Source organism: Pseudomonas sp. G3-39, assembly GCF_054790485.1.
This window is the reverse complement of the sequence record NZ_CP186497.1, coordinates 5,141,024-5,158,402: the sequence shown is the minus strand read 5'-3', so window position 1 is coordinate 5,158,402 and position 17,379 is coordinate 5,141,024. Positions and strand designations below refer to the sequence as shown.

Annotated in this window: 14 protein-coding genes; 6 read left to right on the top strand and 8 right to left on the bottom strand. The window is 62.5% G+C overall.

All coding sequences use genetic code 11. The features are described from left to right. Positions 1-185: 185 nt before the first annotated feature. The 3 genes from hemL to ACOYXG_RS23235 are packed head-to-tail and all read right to left on the bottom strand — an operon-like array spanning position 186 to position 2,924. Positions 186-1,469: a glutamate-1-semialdehyde 2,1-aminomutase gene (gene hemL / locus ACOYXG_RS23245; protein ID WP_338800082.1), complete on the bottom strand. Its 1,284-nt coding sequence runs from the start codon at positions 1,467-1,469 to the stop codon at positions 186-188. Positions 1,470-1,484: 15 nt separating this feature from the next. After that, positions 1,485-2,108, bottom strand: a complete 624-nt coding sequence (gene thiE, locus ACOYXG_RS23240) for a thiamine phosphate synthase (RefSeq protein WP_460354232.1) — start codon at positions 2,106-2,108, stop codon at positions 1,485-1,487. Positions 2,109-2,126: 18 nt separating this feature from the next. Continuing rightward, positions 2,127-2,924 (bottom strand): hydroxymethylpyrimidine/phosphomethylpyrimidine kinase, encoded by a 798-nt coding sequence (locus tag ACOYXG_RS23235; protein WP_460354229.1) that lies wholly within the window; start codon positions 2,922-2,924, stop codon positions 2,127-2,129. A gap of 303 nt (positions 2,925-3,227) precedes the next feature. On the opposite strand from ACOYXG_RS23235, the gene ACOYXG_RS23230 reads away from it, so the two are divergent. The 4 genes from ACOYXG_RS23230 to ACOYXG_RS23215 all read left to right on the top strand — a co-directional run bounded on the left by ACOYXG_RS23230 (position 3,228) and on the right by ACOYXG_RS23215 (position 9,717). Further along, positions 3,228-5,582 (top strand): hybrid sensor histidine kinase/response regulator, encoded by a 2,355-nt coding sequence (locus ACOYXG_RS23230; protein ID WP_460354226.1) that lies wholly within the window; start codon positions 3,228-3,230, stop codon positions 5,580-5,582. A gap of 97 nt (positions 5,583-5,679) precedes the next feature. Next, positions 5,680-7,329, top strand: coding sequence for an acyl-CoA dehydrogenase family protein (locus ACOYXG_RS23225; protein WP_460354223.1), 1,650 nt, complete (start codon positions 5,680-5,682; stop codon positions 7,327-7,329). A gap of 182 nt (positions 7,330-7,511) precedes the next feature. After that, positions 7,512-9,011 (top strand): AMP nucleosidase, encoded by a 1,500-nt coding sequence (gene amn, locus ACOYXG_RS23220; protein WP_167734182.1) that lies wholly within the window; start codon positions 7,512-7,514, stop codon positions 9,009-9,011. Between the two features lie 70 nt (positions 9,012-9,081). Next, positions 9,082-9,717 carry a pseudouridine synthase gene (locus ACOYXG_RS23215; RefSeq protein WP_247841033.1) on the top strand — a complete coding sequence of 212 codons (636 nt, stop codon included), beginning with the start codon at positions 9,082-9,084 and terminating at the stop codon, positions 9,715-9,717. On the opposite strand, the gene ACOYXG_RS23210 is transcribed toward ACOYXG_RS23215, so the two are convergent. Continuing rightward, the gene (locus ACOYXG_RS23210) at positions 9,712-9,921 is read right to left on the bottom strand and encodes a DUF2788 domain-containing protein (RefSeq protein WP_003228500.1); all 210 of its coding nucleotides are present in this window, start codon (positions 9,919-9,921) and stop codon (positions 9,712-9,714) included. The genes ACOYXG_RS23215 and ACOYXG_RS23210 overlap by 6 nt on opposite strands. 216 nt (positions 9,922-10,137) lie before the next feature. Next, positions 10,138-10,617: an Lrp/AsnC family transcriptional regulator gene (locus ACOYXG_RS23205; protein ID WP_008081091.1), complete on the bottom strand. Its 480-nt coding sequence runs from the start codon at positions 10,615-10,617 to the stop codon at positions 10,138-10,140. Between the two features lie 454 nt (positions 10,618-11,071). Between ACOYXG_RS23205 and ACOYXG_RS23200 the strand changes: the two genes are divergently transcribed. Next, positions 11,072-12,112: a DUF6515 family protein gene (locus ACOYXG_RS23200; protein WP_460354218.1), complete on the top strand. Its 1,041-nt coding sequence runs from the start codon at positions 11,072-11,074 to the stop codon at positions 12,110-12,112. On the opposite strand, the gene ACOYXG_RS23195 is transcribed toward ACOYXG_RS23200, so the two are convergent. Together ACOYXG_RS23195 and ACOYXG_RS23190 are read right to left on the bottom strand one after the other, a co-directional pair. Then, entirely contained in the window at positions 12,106-13,014 is a 909-nt protein-coding gene (locus tag ACOYXG_RS23195) for a cation diffusion facilitator family transporter (RefSeq protein ID WP_047602562.1), read from the bottom strand. The genes ACOYXG_RS23200 and ACOYXG_RS23195 overlap by 7 nt on opposite strands. A 9-nt stretch (positions 13,015-13,023) precedes the next feature. Continuing rightward, entirely contained in the window at positions 13,024-13,443 is a 420-nt protein-coding gene (locus ACOYXG_RS23190) for a polyribonucleotide nucleotidyltransferase (protein WP_414903530.1), read from the bottom strand. 109 nt (positions 13,444-13,552) lie between these two features. On the opposite strand from ACOYXG_RS23190, the gene hrpB reads away from it, so the two are divergent. Further along, positions 13,553-16,072 carry an ATP-dependent helicase HrpB gene (hrpB, locus tag ACOYXG_RS23185; RefSeq protein ID WP_460354213.1) on the top strand — a complete coding sequence of 840 codons (2,520 nt, stop codon included), beginning with the start codon at positions 13,553-13,555 and terminating at the stop codon, positions 16,070-16,072. 160 nt (positions 16,073-16,232) lie between these two features. On the opposite strand, the gene ACOYXG_RS23180 is transcribed toward hrpB, so the two are convergent. Then, positions 16,233-17,312, bottom strand: coding sequence for an endonuclease/exonuclease/phosphatase family protein (locus tag ACOYXG_RS23180; protein WP_460354211.1), 1,080 nt, complete (start codon positions 17,310-17,312; stop codon positions 16,233-16,235). Positions 17,313-17,379 lie beyond the last annotated feature (67 nt).

Sequence of the window (17,379 nt, the reverse complement as noted above, 5' to 3'; positions counted from 1 at the left end):
GGGATCCAATAAGCGCGCATTATGAAATAAGCAGGGCCAACCTTACAAAGTCTTTACTCGTTTTTCTGCTGCGCGGGGAATATATCGGCCACTTTCTGATGGATTTTTAGCAGAGGCGTGGGAAAAACGGCGTGAGTGTAGGTGAAAGCTGACGCTGGCCATGGCCAACGTCAGCGGTACGGCGATTACTTCAATGCAGCGAAGGCGCGTTCGGCAGCGTCCAGGGTGATTTTCAGCTCGGCTTCGCCGTGGGCGATCGAGGTGAAACCGGCTTCGAATGCACTCGGTGCCAGGTACACGCCACCTTCGAGCATCAGGTGGAAGAAGCGACCGAACAGTGCTGCGTCGCTGGCCATCACGTCTTCAAAGGTGACGATGTCGTCGGCGCCGCTGAAGTACAGGCCGAACATGCCACCCGCTTGCGTGGTCACGAACGGAATGCCCGCGGCATCGGCGCGTTGTTGCAGGCCGTCGAGCAGGCGCGTGGTGTAGTCGGTCAGTTCGGCGTGGAACCCCGGACGGCTGATCAGGCGCAGGGTGGTCAGACCGGCGGCCATCGCCAGTGGGTTACCCGACAGGGTGCCGGCCTGATACACCGGGCCCAGCGGGGCAATACGTTCCATGATTTCACGCTTGCCGCCGAAGCAGCCGACCGGCATGCCGCCGCCGATGATCTTGCCGAAGGTGGTCAGATCCGGGGTCACGCCGTAGTGCGCCTGGGCGCCGCCGAGGGCAACGCGGAAACCGGTCATCACTTCGTCGAAAATCAGCACCACGCCATGCTTGTCGCACAGCGCACGCAGGCCTTCGAGAAAACCCGGTGCCGGCGGCACGCAGTTCATGTTGCCAGCGACTGGCTCGACGATGATGCAGGCGACGTCCTGACCAACTTCGGCGAGCATCTTCTCCACGGCGTCGATGTCGTTGAACGGCAGAGTCAGGGTGTGTTTGGCGAACGCGGCCGGCACACCGGCGGAGCTCGGCACACCTTGGGTCAGCGCGCCGGAACCGGCCTTGACCAGCAGGCTGTCGGAGTGACCGTGGTAGCAGCCTTCGAACTTGATGATGCTGTCGCGACCGGTGTAACCACGGGCCAGACGAATCGCACTCATGGTCGCTTCGGTGCCGGAACTGACCATGCGCACCATGTCCATCGACGGCACCAGCGAGCAGACCAGATCGGCCATCTCGGTTTCCATCGCGGTCGGCGCGCCGTAGGACAGGCCGTGTTGCAGCTGATTGCGCACCGCGTCCAGCACGTCCGGGTGGCTGTGGCCGAGGATCATCGGCCCCCACGAACCCACGTAATCCACATAGCGCTTGTCGTCTTCGTCGGTGACGTAGGCGCCTTCGGCATGCTTGAAGAACAGCGGTGTGCCGCCCACGCTCTTGAAGGCGCGAACCGGCGAGTTCACGCCACCGGGAATGTGTTTCTGGGCATTGGCAAACAGGGTTTCGGAACGAGACATGTTCGGGCTCTCAAATCAGATTTTCAGAAGTTCGTTGAAGGCGCGGGCGCGGCGGGTCACTTCGGCGGTGCTTTCGGCACCGAACAAGCCGTGGACCACCGCCAGCAGGTCGACCCCGTGGGCCACCAGTGGCGCGGCGTTGTCGAGGGTGATGCCGCCAATCGCGCAGACCGGCAGATGCAGCTTGCGTTTGGCCTCGTCGAGCAGATCGAGGCTGCAGCTTGGCGCGCCGGGTTTGGTGTTGGAATTGAAGAAGCGACCGAAGGCGACATAGCTCGCGCCTTCCTTGGCGGCTTGCTCGGCCAGTTCGAGTTGCGCGTGGCAGGTCGAACCGATGATGGCTTTGGAGCCGAGCAGGGCGCGGGTCGGCGACAGCGGGCCGTCGGTCTGACCCAGGTGCACGCCGACGTTGAGGCGTGCGGCCAATTCGGCGTCATCGTTGATGATCAACTGCGTCTTGTAGCGCTCGCACAGGTCACGCAAAGCTTCGGCCTCGCGCAGGCGGCGGGCCTCGTCGCTGCTTTTGTCGCGGTATTGCAGCAGGGTGACGTCGCCTTCCAGCGCCGCCTCCACATACGACAGAAACTTGCCCGCCAGCAATTGGCTGTCGGTGATGGCGTACAGGCCACGGAGTTTCATCAGGCAGACCTCACGACGTTACGAGCAAAAATCCAGCGGCAGGCGACGCGGCACGAACTGGCCTTTGCCCAGTTGTTCGGCATCGCGCAGGGTGCGCCAGGTGTAATCCAGTGCGGTACGCACCGCGCTGGCAAGGTTTTCACCCTGGGCCAGCCGACCGGCGAGGGCGCTGGCCAATGTGCAGCCGGAACCGTGATAACTGCCCGGTAAACGCTGGCAATAGAAGGTTTCACGCAGGCCGTCACGGCTGTACAGGCGATTGTGGATTTCAGTTTCGTTGCCATGGCCGCCAGTGATCAGCAGGTTTTTGACGAACGGCAGGAGTTTTTCCGCGCACTCGTCCGCAGTGCCTTCGGGCAGTTCGGCGAGGATTCGAGCTTCGGGCAGGTTGGGGGTGGCAATGATCGACAGCGGCAGCAGACGCTCGCGCATCGCATAACCGACTTCGTCCTTGCCCAGGCGTCCGCCGCCGCCGGCACGCAGCACCGGGTCGCAGACCACTGGCAAGTGCGGGTGCGCAGAGAGCAGTTCGACCACGGTGTCGACCATTTCCAGCGAACCGAGCATGCCCAGTTTGACCGCAGCGACTTCGGAGTCGTTGAGCACGGCATTGGCCTGGGCCAGTACCCACTCACGGTCGAGGACGCGGAAGTCAGTGACGTTGACAGTGTCTTGCACGGTCAGGGCGGTGACGGCCGGAGCCGCATGGCAACCCTGCGCGAGCAGGGCTTCGATATCTGCCTGCAAGCCGGCGCCACCACTGGGGTCGTGGCCGGAGAGACAGAGGACAACGGGGCGGGAGCTGTAGATATTCATGGTGCGCGAGCTTACCACCAAAGCTGAATTTGGGGTTCAGTCCCGATCGAGCTTGTCATCACAAAAGCATTCACAATGTCTGCTGCTTTACTGAGTTGACCAACTCAACAGCTCTAGTCCGCTGCTTTGCTCTGAAACGCCCGTTCTAGAGCCTTTGTAGGAAAAATTTCGATGGTGCTCAATGGCCATCAACGGCTATGCTAGGCTGGATCCAAACCAATAACAGGTAATACCGGTTTTACGTCTACTCAAAGGGAATGGGGGGCTTCCTGACACAACCGGACGAGCCACGCTGGGGCTTCAATGCGCTATTTGCTGATGTTGCTGTTCTGCTTGCCCCTCCTCGCAAGCGCCGTCGAGTTCGACGAAAATACCCAGAGCCTCCCGCTGGGCCGCTCCTTGCAAGTGTTCGAAGACCCGAGCGGTCAGGCGAACATCGCCGACGTCCGTGCTCAAGCGGCGGCGGGCAATTTCAAACCCCACGACAAAGCCACGCTCAATGCCGGTTACTCGCGTTCGGCGTTCTGGCTGAAGATCGACCTGCATTACCGTCCGAACAATCCGGCCGCCCAACGCACCTGGCTGCTGGAACTGGCGTATCCGCCGCTCGATCATCTCGACCTTTATATGGCCGATGCCAATGGCGACTACCGCCTGATCCGGCAGACCGGCGACGCCTTTCCGTTCGCCAGTCGCGAGATCCGGCAGAACAATTACCTGTTCGACCTGACCTTCGCCCCTGACCAGCAAAAAACCGTGTACCTGCGCCTGGCCAGTGAAGGCTCGATCCAGGCACCAGTGACGTTATGGTCGAGCACCGCGTACCTCGAAGACCAGCCGGTGCGCCTGTATGTGCTGGGGATCATCTATGGCGTGCTGCTGGGGATGCTGGTCTACAACCTGTTCATCTACCTGAGCGTGCGCGACACCAGCTACCTCTATTACATCTTCTACATCGCCTCGTTCGGCCTTTATCAACTGTCGGTGAACGGCGCGGCGGTCGAGTATTTCTGGCCGGACAATCCGTGGTGGGCCAACGCCGCCACACCGTTTTTCATCGGTTGCGCCGGGTTGTTCGGCAGCCAGTTCGCCCGCAGTTTCCTGCAGACCAGAACCCACAGCCGCTGGCTCGACTATCTGCTGATCGCCCTGATCGCGTTCGGCGCGCTGGTGGTCGGGCTGTCGCTGATGACCAGTTACGCATTGTCGCTGCGCCTGGCGACCCTGTTGGCGCTGGTGTTCACCGTGGTGATCTTCGCCGCGGGGATTCTCGCCTGGTGGCGTGGCTTGCGGGTGGCGCGTTATTTCATCATTGCCTGGTCGGCATTCCTGCTCGGCGGCATCGTCAATACGCTGATGGTGCTGGGCCTGCTGCCGAACGTGTTCCTGACCATGTACGCCAGTCAGATCGGTTCGGCGATCGAAGTCGCGCTGCTGTCGCTGGCGCTGGCTGATCGCATCAACGCGATGCGCGAACAACAGGCGCAAACCCTGTTCGATGCCGGGCAGAAGCTCGAAGTGCTCAACCAGCAACTGGCCCACAGCAACAAGCTCAAGGATGAATTCCTCGCGACCCTGACCCACGAATTGCGCACGCCGATGAACGGTGTGATCGGTTCGCTGGAACTGATGCAGACCGTCGAGCTGGAGCCTGAACTGGAGCAATACCAGCAAACCGCCGCTGGCTCTGCCCGGGACATGATGCGCATGGTCAACGGCATCCTCACCCTCACCGAATTGCAGGCCGGCAAGCTCAAGGCGACGCCGGGCAGCTTCAGTCTGCGCGCGGTGGTCGAGGCCTTGCGCGTGCAGTTCGACGGCAACGCGGCGAGCAAGTCGCTGGACTTCAAAGTCGAGGTGCTGCCGACCCTGCCGGATCGCTTGCACGGCGACAGCGCAAAACTGGCGCAATGCCTGGAGTGCCTGCTGGACAACGCGATCAAGTTCACCCGGGTCGGCGGTCTGGCGCTGCGGGTCACTGGCAAACCGGCGACGGACAACCGCCTGGCGCTGTCGTTTGCGGTCATCGATACCGGCATCGGTTTCACCGATCTGGGCGAGGCGACGATGTATCAGCGCTTCTTCCAGCTCGACGGCTCGATGACCCGCGAATACGGCGGCCTGGGCGTGGGGCTGGCGATCTGTCGGCAACTGGTGGAACTGCTCGGCGGCAAGCTGACTCACCGCTCCCAGCCTGGCAGCGGCAGCCGTTTTCAACTGGATGTCGAGTTCGAGCTACCGCAGCTCGAAGCGGCGCCAACTCCGGAAGCGCTGCACGAGCGCAGCCGTGCACCGCAGGACTGCACGGTGTTGCTGGTGGATGACAACAGCGTCAACCAACTGGTGATGCGCGGCATGCTGCTCAAACTGGGGTTTCGCGTACGTACTGCGGACAACGGCGCGGCGGCGCTGGACTGTCTGCAACGCGAAACCTTCGATGCGGTGCTGATTGATTGCCAGTTGCCCAATCATGAAGGTGCGTCGTTGTGCTGCCAGATTCATGCGTTGCCCGGCTGCGCCAATCTGCCGGTGTTCATGCTGGCGCTGGGCACGGATCGCGAGCATTGCGCACCTGGCACGCGCATCGATTACCTGAACAAACCTGTGAAATTCGAAGACCTGCAGACGGCGCTGGAGCGTCGGGTGCTCAGCGCGTAACAGGGTGAAAGCGCCGACAGTTCGGCGCATATGACACTTTGATCAGCCACGGGCCGGTGCTTAACTGAATCCCTTGGCTGACCAAAGGAGCCCCGTCATGAACCTGCATCAGTTCGCCGAAACCCACGAAGTCACCAACCAGCCGCCATCGCTGGACGGTGCCAACCTGTACCGCATCGACCTGCCATTGCAGGAGTGGTCGCGCCGCTTTGGCGCCGGGTGGGCCGAGTCGCGGATCGATGCCTACGGTGGGCTGGCCGGCGGGCCGTTGATGGCGGCCGGGTTCCTTGCCAATCAGAACAAACCGGTGTTCGTCAGTCATGACCGCTACGGTCATCGCATCGATCTGGTGGAATTCCATCCCGCTTATCACGAGCTGATGCGCACCGCAATCGAACATGGCCTGACCTCATCACCCTGGACCCATCCGCAGGACGGCGCGCATGTCGCCCGCGCCTCGATGAGCTATCTGCACAGCCAGGCCGAGGCCGGCAGCGGTTGCCCGTTGACCATGACTTTCGCCAGTGTCCCGGCCATGCGTTTGCAGCCTGATCTGGCCGAGCAGTGGCTGCCGAAAATCCTCGCCACCGAATACGACCCGCGCAACGTCGGCATGGCGCACAAGGCCGGCGTGACCATCGGCATGGCCATGACCGAGAAACAGGGCGGCACCGACGTGCGGGCCAATACCACCAAGGCCTATCCGGTCGGTGCCAGTGGCCCGGGGCAGGCCTATGAACTGGTCGGGCACAAGTGGTTCTGCTCGGCGCCGATGTGCGATGCGTTCCTGACGCTGGCGCAGACCGACAAGGGCCTGACCTGCTTCCTGCTGCCGCGCCATCGCCCCGACGACACGCGGAATCAGTTCTACATCCAGCGCCTGAAAAACAAACTCGGCAACCAGTCCAATGCCTCCAGCGAGGTGGAATTCCGTGGCGCTTTGGCGTGGATGGTCGGCGAAGAGGGGCGCGGTGTGCCGACCATCATCGAGATGGTGGCGATGACCCGTTTCGATTGCATGGTCGGCTCCAGCTCGCTGATGCGTCAGGCGCTGACTCAGGCCAGCCACCACTGCGCGCACCGCAAGGTCGGCGGCAAACTGCTCAGCGAACAGCCGTTGATGCAGAACGTGCTGGCCGATCTGGCGCTGGAAAGCGAGGCCGCGCTGGCCCTGAGCCTGCGCATGGGCAAGGCGCTGGATCATCTGGATGATCGCCATGCAGCACAATTCGCCCGCCTGGTGACGGCAGTGGGCAAATACTGGATCTGCAAACGTGCCCCCGGAATGATCAACGAAGCCGCCGAGTGCATGGGCGGTGCCGGGTATGTCGAGGAGAGCATCCTGCCGCGTTTGTATCGCGAGGCGCCGGTCAACTCGACATGGGAAGGCTCGGGCAACGTGCAGTGCCTGGACGTGCTGCGCGCGCTGTCGAAAGAGCCGGGCGTGCTCGATGTGCTGTTCAGCGAGTTGGGCGATGGCCATGGCGACAAACGTCTGGCTGCGCATATCCAGCAGTTGCAGGCGCAGTTCAAGGACACCAGCGACATTCAGTATCGGGCGCGGCAACTCACCGAAGACATCGCGCTCGGTTTGCAGGCCAAGCTATTGCTGGAGGCCGGCAACTCGGCGGTCAGCGACGCGTTCATTGCCAGCCGCCTGAGTGGTGGCGGCCGGGTCTACGGTGCATTGCCGCGTGGGCTGGACGTCGAAGCCATCGTCGCTCGCTCAACCCCGCAAGGTTTCTGACCCAACACAAATCCCCTTGTGGGAGCGGGCTTGCTCGCGAATGTGGTGTGTCAGTCAATGGATAGGTCGACTGACACAGCGCATTCGCGAGCAGGCTCGCTCCCACAGGGGATCTCCATAGATGGGAAGATTTGGGTACACCCACAACTCCACTGTTCCCGTGAGACCACGATGCAGGCAAGATGAAGCTCTGCAAGTCAGAACACAGGAAGCTGATCGTGACCGAAGCGTTTATTGTCGTTCAAACCGCCGAACAAGCCGTGGATCGTCTGGCCGAGCTGCATGAGCGAGCCACCACTGCGCTGAATTCGGCGCTCAAGCGTTACCTCAAGGATCGCGTCGAGCCTGACGCCGAACAGCGTGCCCTGTTTCGTTATCCCGAACTGCGTCTGACCTACCTGTGTCAGGGCGAAGTCCCGCAGACCACCCGCGCCTACGCCAAGGTGCAACTGCCGGGCACCTACAGCGTCACCGTCACCCATCCCAAGGCGTTCCGCAAATACCTGCTGGAACAACTGGTGCCGTTGATGCACGACTTCACCGTGACCGTGGAAGTCGGTGTCAGCCAACAGAACATTCCGTACCCATACGTGGTCGAGCAGGGCGATGAACTGGCCGGCTCCGGTGTCACCGCTGCGGTGCTGGCGCGGGTGTTCCCGAGTACCGACCTGTCCGCGGCCACCGATGGCATCGCCGACGGTCTCTACGACTGGGAAAACACCGATCCGCTGCCACTGGCGCTGTTTGACGCCGCGCGGGTCGACTTCTCCCTGCGTCGCCTGGTGCACTACACCGGCAGCGACTGGCGCCATGTGCAGCCGTGGATTCTGCTGACCAACTACCACCGCTACGTCGACCAGTTCATCGTTCATGGCCTGGAACAACTGCGCAACGACCCGCGTTTCGTGCGCATGGTTTTGCCGGGCAACGTGATCATCGAGAAAGGCATGGATCACGGCGAAGCGTCGGCGATTGCCGCCGGCGTGGTCTGGCACCGCTACCAGATGCCGGCCTATCATCTGATCGCCAATGACGGCCATGGCGTGACTCTGGTCAACATCGGCGTCGGCCCATCCAACGCCAAGAACATCACCGACCACCTGGCGGTGCTGCGTCCGCATTGCTGGCTGATGATCGGTCACTGCGGCGGGCTGCGTCAGTCGCAGACCATTGGCGACTACGTGCTGGCCCACGCTTACATGCGTCGCGACGGGATTCTCGATCGCGTGGTGCCACCGAACATTCCTATCCCGGCACTGGCCGAAGTGCAACTGGCGCTGCAGCAAGCCGCGGCCAATATCACCGGCGAGAAGGGCGAGGAGCTGAAAAAGCGCCTGCGCACCGGCACCGTGCTGACCTACGACGACCGCAACTGGGAACTGCGCTGGGCGCAGGAGCGTCCGCTGATCAACCTGTCCCGGGCCGTGGCGGTGGACATGGAAAGCGGCACCATCGCCGCCCAGGGTTATCGCCTGCGAGTGCCTTACGGCACGTTGCTGTGCGTTTCGGACAAGCCGCTGCACAGTGAAATCAAGCTGCCGGGTTCGGCCAACGCGTTCTACGAGCGCGCGGTCAGCCAACACTTGAAGATCGGCATCGCGGCGGTGGATCTGCTGCGCACCGAACTCAACTCGCTGCACTCGCGCAAACTGCGCAGCTTCGACGAGCCGCCGTTCCGCTGATTTGTTGATGGTCATTTAACGGTCGGGCTACTAGCATTAGCAGCCCTGACCGTTAGATGTTTGTTCTCTTATGTCCCGTCCCCCGCGTCCACCTTCCCGCCGTCCCGGTGCGAAGCCATCCTCCTCGGCTCCACGTCGTGTCGCCAAAGCGCCGCCGGCCGAGCCGAAGTTGATCCTGTTCAACAAACCGTTCGATGTGCTGACGCAGTTCAGCGACGAAGGCGGGCGGGCGACGCTCAAGGATTACATTGACGTGCCCGGTATCTATCCGGCCGGACGCCTTGATCGCGACAGCGAAGGCTTGTTGTTGCTGACTAATGACGGCCAGTTGCAGGCGCGCATCGCTGATCCGAAACACAAACTGGCGAAGACTTACTGGGTGCAGGTCGAAGGCGTGCCGACAGGCGAGCAGTTGCAGCGTCTGCGCGAAGGTGTCGAGTTGAATGACGGCAAGACTTTGCCTGCCGAGGCGCGGCAACTGGAAGAACCTGAACTGTGGCCACGCAATCCGCCGGTACGCTTTCGCAAAAGCGTGCCGACCAGTTGGCTGGAGTTGGTGATTCGTGAAGGGCGCAACCGTCAGGTACGACGTATGACCGCAGCGGTGGGGCTGCCGACGTTACGGCTGGTGCGGGTCAGGATTGGCGATTGGACGCTCGACGGGCTCGATCAGGGCCAATGGAAAGAAGTGCCGGCGCGGTTATAGAGCGCCGGATTCGATCAGGCCGATCACCACACTCTTGATGATGAACGCAGCCACGCCCAGGCCCAGGACGAAGAACAGAATGAACGAGCCGAAACGCCCGGCCTTGGACTTCTTCGCCAGATCCCAGACGATGAAACCCATGAAAATGATCAGGATGCTGACCAGGCCAGTCATCATCCACTCTTCGAATACTGCAGGATCCATCGGGCATCTCCGGCGCGCACAGGGCTGAAAGGGCTGGGCGATTATACGCCGAGGGTGGCAGGGCCGCATTGACCTGTGTCGGTGTGCCGCGGTTATGGGGTGCCTGTACCGGCCTCTTCGCGAGCAAGTCCGCTCCCACAGGGGATCTCGGTTGAACACAGATAGTGTGCTTGACGAATCTCAACTGTGGGAGCGGGCTTGCTCGCGAAGGCGATGTCAGTTGCGCAGATGCGTCAGCGGCAATTCAGTGCTGTTGAGCACCTGATTCAGCACAAAGCTCGAGCGCACGCTGGTCACGCCTTCAATCCGGGTCAGGTGCCCCAGCAACAGCTTCTGATAGTGATCCATGTCCGGCACCACCACTTTCAACTGATAGTCGGCATCCACGCCGGTCACCAGGCTGCATTCCAGCACCTGCGGCAAGGTGCGGATCGCCGCTTCGAAATTCTCGAAACGCTCCGGGGTGTGCCGGTCCATGCCGATCAGTACGTAGGCGGTCAGGCTCAGGCCGAGCATCTTGCGATCGAGCAGGGCGACCTGGCGCGAGATGTAGCCGTCGTCCTCCAGTTGCTTGACCCGGCGCGAGCAGGGGGAGGGTGACAGACCGATGCGCTCGGCCAGTTCCTGGTTGGAGATGCGGGCGTCGCGCTGCAATTCCGCCAAAATACTCAGGTCGTAACGGTCGAGTTTGCTCATGAATCAGTCCTTGGTTGTAACTATTGCGGCGGATTATCTATCCAGGGTTAAAAATTGCGCAAGCAGTGTTTATTTGAGCAATCTTCGCAATCCTCTGTCGCGCCTCCCGGCCTATTCTTATCACCAGAATCACTGCTCGGTAACACAGTCCACTGCGGCCCGCCCAATCAGGCCCGCCGCGGCCGCCACCCCCACCGGGGCTGGGCCGGCCCCCGAGCTGCACACTGTCCAGAAGACGGCGTGAGGTGAGCCGACGTCAAAAGCGTCGAGCCAGGACGAAGTTCTCTAAAGGGAGGCCGACGGGTCTCCCTTTTTCTTGTCTGCGATTTTTGTGCCTCGATGCACAGCCTTCCTCAATAAATAAGTTTCGTGACTGATAACCTGTCGCAGAACCCGGTGTGCGTATTCCCGGTCTTAGCTACAAGCCCTCTTAATACCCGCAGTGAGGAAGAGCATGAAGTCGCGCATCTGGCGTCTGGCCGGTGTTGGTTTGCTGTGTGTGAGCGTCAGTGCGCAAGCGCTCGCCGACGATCCGGAGAGCCGCAGCCCTAATGGTGGACGCGGCCCTGAGCATCAGGGAAATAACCAGGGCCATGGGGGCGATCATCAGCCCCACGGGCAGAACAATCCGCCGCCGCAAAATCAGCCGCGGCCGCAGAACAATGAAATCATTCGGGGCGACAACAGCCGTCAGTTCGAGCACAACGGCCAGCAGCACAACAATGGCCAGTGGCAGAGCCAGAACCGCGCGCCCAATCAACCCGCTCCGGTGCATCAGGCGCCCCCGTCGAACAACCTGCCGATCCAGCCACGGCCCGACACCGTGCGCCAGACTCAGGAACCGCGCCAGGGTTACTACCGCGACGAGCGGCCGCAGAATGGTTACCACAACCAGCAATGGCAAACCGGCAACCGGCCCAATGACAATCGCTGGCCGGGTCGCCCGGACGGACATGGCAACGGTTGGGGGCCAGGCCCGCAATACCGCCCGGGGCATGTGATCGACCGCTTCCCGGATCGCGAATACCGAGTGCCGTATCGCGGTCAGGATTACTTCTATTCCGGCGGCTACTGGTATCGCCCGCAAGGCCCGCGCTACATCGTCGTGCAGCCGCCACGAGGGATTCGCACCCAGTATCTGCCGGACTATGCCCGTGAAGTGTGGATCGGCGGTGCGTTGCTGTTCCTCGCTGCCGGTTCCTACTATGCGTATCAGGAAGCCACTCAGGATTACGTCGTAGTCGAACCCCCGGTGCAGCAACCGCCGCAACCGCAGCCGCAATCCCAGGGCTATGACGTCGAGGCCTATCCGGCCAACGGGCAGTCGCCGGAACAGGTGCAGCAGGACGGTTATCAGTGCTACCAATACGCCGTGCAGCAGAGCGGTTTCGACCCGCGTACCGCGACCTATCAACCGGCGCCTGAGGTGGTGCAGGCTTACCGTCAGGCGCAGGGCAATTGCCTGAGCAGTCGCGGTTATCAGGTGTCTTACTGAATCCGGGTTTGCGCCCGTTCGGTCTTGACCACTTCCTGCGGGTCGGCGTGCACCAGCACTTCGGCTCGCGGGTAGGCGGCGTGAATCGCATCCGCCGCCTGATCGCTGATACCGTGAGCGACTGACAAGGTCAGCTCTCCCGGCAATTCCAGATGCAACTGCACGAACCAGTGGTTGCCTGAAATCCGCGTGCGCAAATCATGCGCGCCCAGTACGCCGGGTACGCCGCAGGCCAGTTCGAGCATGTGCTGACTGACGTCCGTCGGCAGCTCTTCATCCATCAGCACCGAAAAACTTTCCCGGGCGATCTGGATCGCGCTCCACAAGATGTACCCGGCAATCCCCAGGCCGAACCATGCGTCCAACTGATGAAAGCCCATGCCGGCGAGAATCAGCGCAATCAGAATGCTGCCGTTGAGCAGCATGTCAGAACGGTAGTGCAGCGAGTCGGCGCGCACGGCGTTGGAGCCGGTCTGCTTGATCACCCGATGTTGCAGCGTCAGCAACGCCGCGGTCAGCAGCAGCGAGAACACGATCACGCCGATGCTCAGCCACGGCGCGCCAAGCGGCTCCGGTTGCTTGATGCGTTCATACGCCTGAAACGCAATCAGCACCGCACTGCCACCGATGAACAGCGCCTGCGCCATGCCCGCCAGCGATTCGGCCTTGCCGTGGCCGTAACGGTGATCGTCATCGGCCGGACGCAGCGCGTAATGCACCGCCAGCAGATTGAGCAGCGAAGTGACGCCATCCAGCGCCGAGTCGGTGAGGCCGGCGAGCATGCTCACCGAGCCGCTCAGCCACCAGGCGATGGCTTTGGCGATGATCAGCGTGCAGGCCACCGCCACCGAAGCGCGGGTTGCCAGCCGCAGCAGGCGGGCGTGTTCGGGGCTGGTGGTCATGTGATTTCCTTATGCGGCGGGTTGCAGGCCAAACATCGCCAGTTGTTGCGTGCTGCCCTTGTGCTGGATCAGGCGTGGATCGTCCAGCGGCAGATTGCGGCCCAGTTCTGTTTCGAGAATAGCCTGCAACTTGAGGTTATCGACCTGACCGTCCGGGCCGATGGCTTGTTTGAGTTTGGCCGGATCGACCTGAGCGGTGTGGCCCGGTTCGAAATAGATCGCACCGGTGGTGAAGTCGACCGCGAACGCTATCAGCCCTGGAATCACGTAGAACAGCAGGCCCACGGCGTCGAGCACGGCAATCGCCGGATCGATCTTGCCGTCGATCTGACCGCGACGGTCCGGATAGAAAATCGAACCGCAGGCCGTGAGTTGAGTGAACAGGGTGGCGACCAGTACACCGCCGATCAGGCGAGAAGGTAAGCGCATGGAAAATCTCCTGAGTCATTTGAAAACGAAGCGTCGTCGTTTGAAATTAAGACCCTGACAAACGCCCGGCAGTTCGCCGTTATACTCGCCGCTCTGTTTGGGAGCCAGCATGATTTCTTTGCCGATCGATGAAGTTTTACCCGCCCTGCGTGAAGCGTTGGCGACACGCCACGAAGCCGTGCTCGAAGCACCGCCCGGCGCCGGTAAAACCACCCGCGTGCCTTTGGCCTTGCTCGATGAAGCGTGGCTGGCCGGGCAGACCATTCTGATGCTCGAACCACGGCGTCTCGCCGCGCGAGCCGCTGCCGAACGGTTGGCCAGCGAACTGGGTGAGAAGGTCGGTGAAACCGTCGGCTATCGCATCCGTCTCGATAGCAAGGTCGGCCCCAATACCCGTATCGAAGTGGTCACCGAAGGCATTCTCACCCGACGCCTGCAGGATGATCCGGCGCTGGAAGGCGTCGGTCTGCTGATCTTCGACGAATTTCACGAACGCAGTCTTGATGCCGATCTGGCCTTGGCCCTGAGTTTGAACGGTCGTGAACTGTTCCGCGCTGAACAGCCGCTGAAGATTCTGCTGATGTCCGCCACGCTGGAAGGCGAGCGTCTGGCCGGGTTGCTGGATGACGCGCCGATCCTGCGCAGCGAAGGGCGCATGTACCCGGTGACGATGCGCTGGGGGCGACCGTTCCAGCCCGGCGAATACATCGACCAGCGCGTGACCCAGACCGTCCTCGAAGCCCTGCACGATGAGACTGGAAGCCTGCTGGTGTTCTTGCCGGGGCAGGCGGAAATCCGTCGGGTGCATCAGCAACTGAGCGATGCCATTGGCGAGCGTAAAGACGTATTGCTCTGTCCGTTGCACGGCGAACTGGACCTCAACGCCCAGCGCGCTGCCATCGACCCGGCGCCGGCGGGCCAGCGCAAAGTGGTGCTGGCGACCAACATCGCCGAGACCAGCCTGACCATCAACGGCGTGCGCGTGGTGATCGACGCCGGGCTGGCGCGGGTGCCGCGTTTCGACCCCGGCAGCGGCATGACCCGCCTCGATACTCAGCGCATTTCCAGGGCCAGCGCCACCCAGCGTGCGGGCCGGGCCGGACGTCTGGAGCCGGGTGTGTGTTACCGCTTGTGGTCGCAGGATCAGCACGAGCAACTCGCCGCTTACGGCAGTGCCGAAATTCTGTCGGCGGATCTGGCGAGTCTGGCGCTGCAACTTGGACGCTGGGGCGTGACCCCGGGCGAGCTGGTCTGGCTCGATGTGCCGCCGGCAGCGGCCTATGCCCAGGCGCAGGATTTGTTGCAGCGCCTGGGCGCACTTGAAGGCGAGGCGTTGACTTCCCACGGTCAGGCCATGGCCGAGTTGCCGGCGCATCCGCGCATCGCCCATCTGTTGCTGCGCGGTCAGGCGCTGGGGCTGGCGAACATGGCGTGTGACGTCGCGGCACTGCTCGGCGAGCGCGATATTTTGCGCGGCGCCGGGGCCGATCTGCACAGCCGCTTGGTGCTGCTCTCCGGCGAAGAACGCGCGGCACGCGGTGCTCAGGGCGGCGTGCAGCGTGCCCGGCAACTGGCGCGGCAATATCGCGGTTACCTGCGTGGCAAGGCCAGCGCGCCGGTCAGCGATCCCGATCACCCGCGCTGGCTCGGTGCGCTGCTGGCGCTGGCCTACCCGGATCGGGTTGCCCAGCAGCGGCGTGCCGGTGGCGCCGAATATCGTCTGGCCAATGGTCGCGCTGCGCTGTTCGCCGAAGCCGACAGCCTGATGAAGGAGCCGTGGATCGTTGTCGCCGATCTCGGCAGTCGTCAGGGCCAGCGTGAGGAGCGGATTTACCTGGCGGCGGATTTTGATCCGGCGCTGTTCGATTCGGTGCTCGCCGAGCAAGTGCGCGCTGTCGATCAACTGGACTGGGACGAGCGCGAAGGCGTGCTGCGCGCCGAGCGTCAGCGCAAGGTTGGCGAACTGATCCTCAGCCGCGAACCGTTGACCGGTCTCGACGAAGCGGCGCGCAGTCAGGCGCTGGTCAATCTGGTGCGGCGCAAGGGACTGGAGTTGTTGCCGTGGACGCCGGAGCTACGGCAGTGGCAGGCGCGGGTTGCCCTGTTGCGGCAGTTGGATCTGGCCACGCAGGATGACAGTCAGTGGCCGGATGTCAGCGATGTAACGTTGCTGAAAACCCTTGAGCATTGGTTAATGCCTTACCTGGGCAAGGTCTCGCGGCTCAGCCATTTCGCCAATCTGGACCTGTCGAGCATCGTCCGCAATCTGCTGCCGTGGCCGTTGCCGCAGAAGCTTGATGAGCTGGCGCCGCACCACATCAGCGTGCCGTCGGGGTCATCGATTCGTCTGGATTACAGCGAACAGCCACCGATTCTCGCGGTGCGTTTGCAGGAGCTGTTCGGCCTCGCCGAGACGCCACGAATTGCCGGCGGCCGGCAAGTGGTCAAGCTGCATCTGCTGTCCCCGGCACGGCGGCCGGTGCAGGTGACGCAGGATCTGGCCAACTTCTGGCGCAGCACCTATGCCGAGGTGAAGAAGGATCTCAAGGGGCGCTATCCGAAGCATTATTGGCCGGATGATCCGTTGGTGGCCGAGGCGACCGCGCGGGCCAAGCCGCGCGGCACCTGAAGAGCAAAACATCGCAGCCTGCCAACCAATCACGGTACGACATCAATCTACTGTGGGAGCGGGCTTGCTCGCGAAGGCGGTGCGCCAGGCGCGGATGCATCAACTGACACGACGCTTTCGCGAGCAAGCCCGCTCCCACAGGGTTATGAGGTGTGTGTGACTACGGGGCTGCGGGCAGCAGGAACCGCGCAATCACCGGCAAGTGATCGGAAATGCGCAACGTATCGTCCTGGCGCACCCGCGCTTCGACCCGTTTGATCTTCGGGCTGTAGAACAGATAGTCGACCGTGCGATCCGGGCCATTGAGGCCGGGGTCGTTGGGGTAGTGGGTCAGCCAGTGGGCGCGGTCGATGCCGCTGGCTTCGTTATTGGTCGGGATCATCGGGTACTTGTCCCACAACAGGTGCAGCGCACTGTCGATCGAGTAGGGCGTGCGCTGCTCGGCGGGCAGACGCTGATACTGGCCCAGCGGCAACAGATTGAAGTCGCCGCCGATCAGCCACGGCAGGCCCTGGCTTTCGTACTTGTCGAGCACTTTGGCCACCGCCGTCACTTGCGCCTGCAAAGTCTCGCCCGGTTGGCGGGCGCGATCCAGATGGGTGTTGAATACCGTCAGTTGTCCGCCGTCGCTCAGCGGCAGCTTGGTGGCGAGCAGGGCGTCTTTGGGTTGGAACTGGCGGGAGATGAAATTCGCCGGGGGCACCGGCAATTGCAGGCGCTCGGCGTGTTCGATGCGGTAGCGGCTCAGGGTCGCCAGTTGCCGGCCAACGCTGCCGAAGATGTGCGGATCGGGGACAAAATCGGCCTTCCAGTCGAAGGCGTGAGCGCTGCACGGGTAGAGGTCGGTGACCCGTTCCTGCAGCAGCTTGAGCTGGTTCTGGTAATCACTGGCCTTGGCGCCGTCATCCAATTCCTGCAGCAGCACCACGTCGGGTTGCTCGTCGCGGATCACCCGCGCCACTTCGTCGAGACTGAACGCCATGTCTTCCGGGGATGGCGCCTCATCAGAGCCTTGGGCGAGATCGTTCCAGAACACGTAGCGCTTGCCCGCCAGGTACTGCACGTTCCAGGTCATGACTTTCAGCGCTTGCCCCGGCACCAGGGTCGGCGGCGTACCGGTGCAGGTAACGGGCAGGGTCTCCCGTGCGCCGGGGCGCCAGGTCAGGCTGTAGAACAGCCCGCCGATCAGGGCGACGGCGAGCACAATCAGCAACAGGGTGTAGCGCAGCAGACGGGGCATGGCTCGGCTTATCGCGTTACAAAAGTGGCTCCGAGCATACCTGACCGCAGAGCCTTGGCCCAAGGGT